At 73.7% G+C, this 5,760-nt stretch carries 6 protein-coding genes; 5 read left to right on the top strand and 1 reads right to left on the bottom strand.

Annotated features, from left to right (window positions below; all coding sequences use genetic code 11):
• Positions 1-474: 474 nt before the first annotated feature.
• The gene (locus N4P33_RS31675) at positions 475-1,266 is read right to left on the bottom strand and encodes a putative protein N(5)-glutamine methyltransferase (RefSeq protein ID WP_260830392.1); all 792 of its coding nucleotides are present in this window, start codon (positions 1,264-1,266) and stop codon (positions 475-477) included.
• 300 nt (positions 1,267-1,566) lie between these two features.
• On the opposite strand from N4P33_RS31675, the gene N4P33_RS31670 reads away from it, so the two are divergent.
• The 5 genes from N4P33_RS31670 to N4P33_RS31650 form a co-directional block, all read left to right on the top strand.
• A complete protein-coding gene (locus N4P33_RS31670) occupies positions 1,567-2,172 on the top strand; it encodes a sulfite oxidase-like oxidoreductase (protein WP_260830391.1) in 606 nt (201 codons plus the stop codon).
• Positions 2,173-2,248: 76 nt separating this feature from the next.
• Entirely contained in the window at positions 2,249-2,968 is a 720-nt protein-coding gene (locus N4P33_RS31665; RefSeq protein ID WP_399030483.1) for a ferredoxin reductase, read from the top strand.
• Positions 2,969-3,054: 86 nt separating this feature from the next.
• Positions 3,055-3,633, top strand: a complete 579-nt coding sequence (locus N4P33_RS31660) for a hypothetical protein (protein WP_260830390.1) — start codon at positions 3,055-3,057, stop codon at positions 3,631-3,633.
• Positions 3,634-3,824: 191 nt separating this feature from the next.
• Complete coding sequence (locus N4P33_RS31655; protein ID WP_260830389.1) at positions 3,825-4,793, top strand: acetylxylan esterase; 969 nt, start codon at positions 3,825-3,827, stop codon at positions 4,791-4,793.
• A 154-nt stretch (positions 4,794-4,947) separates the two neighbouring features.
• The coding region (locus N4P33_RS31650) for a serine hydrolase domain-containing protein (protein ID WP_260830388.1) at positions 4,948-5,760 on the top strand (813 nt) is incomplete at its 3' end.

Genomic DNA, 5,760 nt, shown 5'->3' with positions numbered 1-5,760 from the left:
GGGCGGGGGCGGGGTGGCCGGGCGCCGGGCGGGGACGGGATGGCCGACCGGTCGGCGTGGGCGGCCTGTCCGGCACCCGGCAGAGGAGCGGCCCGTCAGGCCCCGGGCAACCGGATCGGGTTCCACGGCCGACCGGTCAGCGGGGTCGGCCTGTCCGGCACCCGCAGAGGAGCGGCCCTGTCAGGCTCCGGGCAACCAGATCGGGTTCCACGGCCGACCGGTCGGCGGGGTCGGCCTGTCCGGCACCCGCAGAGGAGCGGCCCTGTCAGGCTCCGGGCAACCGGATCGGGTTTCACGGCCGACCGGTCAGCGGGGTGGGCCTGTCCGGCACCCGCAGAGGAGCGGCCTGTCAGGCCCCGGGCAACCGGATCGTGGGCCGTGGCCGACCGGTCAAGCGGGGGCGGCCAACCGCCCGGTGCCCGAACCGCCGTCGGCGGCCCGCCGGGCGGGGCGGCTGTGCCGCATGGCAGGGCCTTACGGGCGAACGCCGATCACCACATGGGCGTGGTCGTCCTCCGAGGTGGCGAGGCGGGTGTGGAGGCCCGCCGCCGTGAAGGCGGCCAGGGCCGCGGGGGTCTGGCGGCTGCTGGTCTCCGTCAGGAGGCAGCCGCCGGGGGCGAGCCAGTCGGTGGCGCCCGCGGCCACCCTGCGGAGCACGTCGAGGCCGTCCGCGCCGCCGTCGAGGGCGACCAGGGGTTCATGGTCGCGTGCCTCCGCGGGCAGCAGCCCGATCTCGCCGCTGGGGACGTACGGCACGTTCGCGGCGAGGATGTCGACCCGGCCCCGCAGCGCAGAGGGGAGGGCGGCGAAGAGGTCGCCCCGGTGCACCACGCCCCCGAACCCGGCGACATTGCGGCGGGCGCAGCGCACGGCGGCCGGGTCGATGTCGGCGGCGTGCAGTTCGACCGGGCCGAGTCCGGCGGCCAGGGCGGCGCCCACGGCGCCCGAACCGCAGCACAGGTCCACCACCACGCCCGCGCCCGGGGCCAGGGCGAGCGCCTGCGCCACCAGGAACTCGGTGCGGCGCCGGGGCACAAAGACACCGGGTTCCACGGCGATGCGCAGACCTCGGAACTCCGCCCAGCCGACGACGAGTTCGAGCGGCAGACCGGAGACCCGGCGCTCCACCATCGCCGCCACCTCGTGCGGGGCGGATGCGGCGGTGAGGATCAACTCGGCCTCGTCCTCGGCGAAGACGCAGCCCGCGGCACGCAGCGCGGTGACGACGGAATCACGCAGGGCGGGCGAGGATGACGGAGACGGCATGGGCGGCAACAGCCTTTCGGGAGCCTGGGGATGCTCCCCGCGGTCACCTACGGCCGGCGATCCGCGTCGCTTCGAAGAGGGAGCACCCGAGCTGACACAGCGATACAGCGGTACAGCGGAAAATGGGTCTCACCTCCTCGGCTTCCATGGCTGGGTCCGTCCACAGCCGGGCGGCCACCCTACCCGACGATCTCTCGCGGGGTCGAGCAAGATCATGGTGCGACCACGGGCGAACACCCCGTACGGTTGAACGCGGAATCACTCCTGCTCCCGTAGTCGTCGCAACGGAACACCGATCACGTGAACACCACCCGAGGCTTCACCGGCCGCCCCCGCGTGGAGAATCCCGGCCTGCCGCCCGGTCAGTACGACGCGGGCGACACCTGGCCGGTCCTGTCCGCTGAGGTCACGCCCGACATCGCCCCCGCCGACTGGACGTTCCGCATCGACGGGCTGGTGGCCGAGCCGCGCACCTGGGACTGGGAGCAGGCACACCGGCTCCCGGCCTCGGCGTACGAGGGCGCGATCCACTGCGTGACGAGCTGGTCGAAGTTCGGCGTGCGGTTCGGCGGAGTCTCCCTGGACGCCTTCTTCGATGTGGTCCGGCCCCATGGGTCGGCCACCCATGTGGTCGCCTACTCGCACACCGGCTACACCACCAACCTCCCGCTCTCGGACGTCACCGGCGGCCGGGCCTGGATCGCCTGGGAGTACGACGGCGAGCCGCTGCCCCCGGAGCACGGCGGCCCGGCGCGGCTGCTGGTGCCGCACCTGTACTTCTGGAAGAGCGCCAAGTGGATCGCGGGCCTGCGCCTTCTGGACCACGACGAGCCGGGCTTCTGGGAGGGCAACGGCTACCACGAGCGCGGCAATCCCTGGGAGGAGCAGCGGTACTCCGGTGACTGAGAGCCTGACGGAAACAGTGCGTGACGGGGCGGGGACACCACGGGGCAGGGGTTTCGTGCCACCGGTGCGCTTCGCCGTGCCCGGGCGGATCGGGGTGAGCGAGCAGGCCGCGTCTACATGGCGGACGGCCACCCTCACCGAGATCCGGCGGGAGACGCCACGCGTGGCCACGTTCCGCTTCGCGGTGCCCGGCTGGCCGGGGCATGTGCCGGGCCAGCATCTGATGCTGCGGCTGACCGCCGCGGACGGCTATGTGGCCCAGCGCCACTATTCGATCGCCTCCGCGCCGGACGACTCGGGGCACATCGAACTGACCCTGGACCATGTGGCGGGCGGCGAGGTCTCGGGCTGGTTCCACACGGTGGCCCGGGTCGGTGACCGGGTCGAACTGCGCGGCCCGCTCAGCGGCTTCTTCGCCTGGCCGGGCGACCGGCCCGCCCTGCTGCTCGGCGCGGGCTCCGGCGTGGTCCCGCTGATGTCGATGGTGCGGCACCACCGGGCCCGTGGCCTGTCCCACCCCCTGCGGATGCTGGTGTCGGCGCGCAGCCCCGAGGACCTCATCTACGCACGGGAGTTGGGCGAGGAGACGGTTCCGGTCTTCACGCGCAGCGCACCGCAGGGTGTGCCGGTGGGTCGTATGGCGGCCGCACACGTGGCGCCGCTCCTGGCCGAGCAGCCTCCCGGTGGGTGGGAGGCCTATGTGTGCGGGTCCAACTCCTTCGCCGAGCACGCCTCCAGGCTGCTGGTGGCGGCCGGGCAGCCCGTGGACCGGATCCGCATCGAGCGCTTCGGCTGACCTCGCGCCGCTCAGCGCCCCCCGTTTCACCCCCACGAGTCCGGGCACCCCGCACCGGGGACCGTGTGACGGTGAGGGAGGGCGACATGCGAACCCCGGTGCGCGGCTGGCGCTGGCGGCACAGTCCGCTGCGGCGCCGGTCGGATGTCGTGGAGGCGTGGACGGTGCTGATCGTGACCGTCCTGCTGTGTGCGGGGGCACCACTGGTGGGACTGGCCGCGGCCTGGTGGGCCCATGACGAGGCGCGGGCGGCCGTGGCTCAGCAGCGCGCCGAGCGGCACCGCGTCCGCGCCGAGGTCGTGGGCGGCCCGGCGGTGGCCCGGCCCCAGGCCGGCGGGCAGCAGGCGTTCCGGGCCACCGTGCGCTGGACGGAACCGGGACAGATGCCGCGCACCGTCACCGCCAGGGTCCCGGCCGGCGTAAGCGAGGGCGACATGGTCACCGTGTGGGTGGACTCGCGAGGCCGCAGCGTGCCGCCACCGGCCGACGGCGCGGCGGTGTGGCAGCACAGCGTGGGCATCGGCGCCTGGGCAGCGGGCGGCACGACGGCCGTGATCCTCCTCGTGCACCGAGGCATCCGCGGCGTCGCACAGCGCCGCCGACTCGCGGAATGGGAGCGGGCGTGGGCCCTTACGGAACCGCAGTGGACACGTCGGGAGGTCTGACCGACCAGGCCCCCTCCGGCCACGCTCCTCACCTCTCGCAGAGCAAGCGCTTTCCATTGGCGTCACCTGCGCAGATGACTCATGCATCGGCCGAAGAAAGAACGCGCAGACCCTGGCGATCCCTGCGACGACTCACGTACGGTGTGGGGCGCCTGACACTGTCTCGTCACTCGTCACCAAGGCGGTCCCGTATGGCCCTGTTCGACCTTCCCCTCGACGAACTGCGCGAGTACCGCAGCGCGTCCACGGAGCCGGAGGACTTCGACGCGTTCTGGTCCAAGACGCTGGCGGAGGCCCGCGAGCACGACCTGGACGCCCGCTTCGAGCCGGTCGACACGGGCCTGTCGACGGTGGAGGTCTTCGATGTGACGTTCGCCGGGTTCGGCGGCCATCCCGTCAAGGGCTGGCTGACGCTGCCCGCCGGGGCGGACGCCCCGCTACCGCTGGTGGTGGAGTTCATCGGCTACGGCGGCGGCCGCGGGCTGCCTCACGAGCATCTGCTGTGGGGGTCCACGGGCCGGGCGCACTTCGTGATGGACACCCGTGGGCAGGGCAGCGCCTGGGGCGCCGGTGGCGGCACCGCGGATCCGGTGGGCGGAGCGCCCGCGTACCCGGGTTTCATGACGCGCGGGATCGATGCCCCCGAGAACTACTACTACCGCCGGGTGTTCACGGACGCCGTCCGGGCGGTGGAGGCGGCCCGTTCGCATCCGCTGGCCGACGCGTCGCGCACGGTGGCCATCGGCGGCAGCCAGGGCGGCGGCATCACCCTGGCGGTCGGCGGGCTGGTCCCCGACCTGGCGGGGATCGCGCCTGACGTGCCGTTCCTGTGCGACTTCCCGCGCGCCGCGACGCTGACGGACCGCCACCCGTACCGTGAGATCGGCCTCTACCTCAAGACGCACCGCGGCCGCACCGAGGAGGCGCTGCGCACGCTGTCCTACTTCGACGGGGTGCACTTCGCCGCCCGTGGCCGGGCGCCCGCACTCTTCTCGGCGGCCCTGGAGGACCAGACCTGCCCGCCGTCGACGGTGTTCGCCGCCTTCAACGCCTGGGCGCACGACGACAAGGCGATCGAGGTGTACGACTTCAACGACCACGAGGGTGGCGGCCCGTTCCAGGAGGCGGCCAAGCTGCGCTGGATGCGCGCGTACGCCTGAGCCGGGAGGCTCCCGGCGGGTGGCGAGCGATCCGGCCGTCGGGGCCTGGTCCGCATCCCTGGGCTTCCGCCCGGTCCGACCAGTCGGTACGTTCTTGGCTGCCCGGGACGCGGCGGCGCGTCCCGGGTTTTTCCGACGGCCGACGGAGGGCCCCATGTCCCAGCACGACATCCACGTCCACGGTCACTGCGATCCGCGGTTCGACGCGGTGCGCACGGCGTTCGAGGAGAACTTCCGGGAGCGCGACGAGCTGGGTGCCGCGGTGGCCGTCACCGTGGACGGCACGACCGTGGTGGACCTGTGGGGCGGCTGGGGCGACCGGGCCCGCACCCGGCGCTGGGAGCGGGACACCCTGGTCAACGTGTGGTCGACGACCAAGGGCCCGGTGGCGCTGTGCGCGCACATCCTCGCCGACCGGGGCCTGCTCGACCTCGACGCGCCGGTGGCCACGTACTGGCCGGAGTTCGCCGCCGCCGGCAAGGAGAAGGTGCTGGTCCGCCATCTGCTCTCGCACCGCGCGGGACTGGCCGGGCTGCGTGAGCCGCACTCCCTCGCGCAGCTCTGCGACTGGGAGCTGACGACCCAGCGGCTCGCGGCGTCGGAACCCTGGTGGGAGCCGGGCACGCAGTCCGGGTATCACGCGCTGACCTACGGCCATCTGGTCGGCGAGGTGGTGCGGCGGGTGTCGGGACTGCTGCCGAGTGAGTTCCTGAAGCGGGAGGTGACCGGCCCGCTGGGGATCGACTTCACCATCGGCCTGCCGGAGCGGGAGGCCGGCCGGGTGGCCGAGCTGGACCAGCCGTCGGCCCGGGGCAGCGCCGAACAGGCCCGCGCCTTCGCCCAGTTGCCGCCCGTCGCGATCGCGGCGCTGACCAATCCGGGCGTGGGGGCGGCGGGGGCGAACACGCCCGAGTGGCGGGCGGCCGAGATACCGGCGGCCAACGGGCACGGCACGGCGCGGGCCGTC

Origin of the sequence: Streptomyces sp. 15-116A (genome assembly GCF_025290915.1) — a bacterium.
In the GTDB taxonomy this organism is placed as follows: domain Bacteria; phylum Actinomycetota; class Actinomycetes; order Streptomycetales; family Streptomycetaceae; genus Streptomyces.
The sequence above is the reverse complement of the archived record's forward strand: the minus strand, read 5'-3'. Positions and strand labels throughout refer to the sequence as shown.

What these genes read in the sequence shown, in the direction of transcription:
- N4P33_RS31675 (WP_260830392.1), bottom strand. Translation starts at nt 1,266, where the DNA reads ATGCCGTCTCCGTCATCCTCGCCCGCCCTGCGTGATTCCGTCGTCACC.
- N4P33_RS31660 (WP_260830390.1), top strand. Translation starts at nt 3,055, where the DNA reads ATGCGAACCCCGGTGCGCGGCTGGCGCTGGCGGCACAGTCCGCTGCGG.
- N4P33_RS31655 (WP_260830389.1), top strand. Translation starts at nt 3,825, where the DNA reads ATGGCCCTGTTCGACCTTCCCCTCGACGAACTGCGCGAGTACCGCAGC.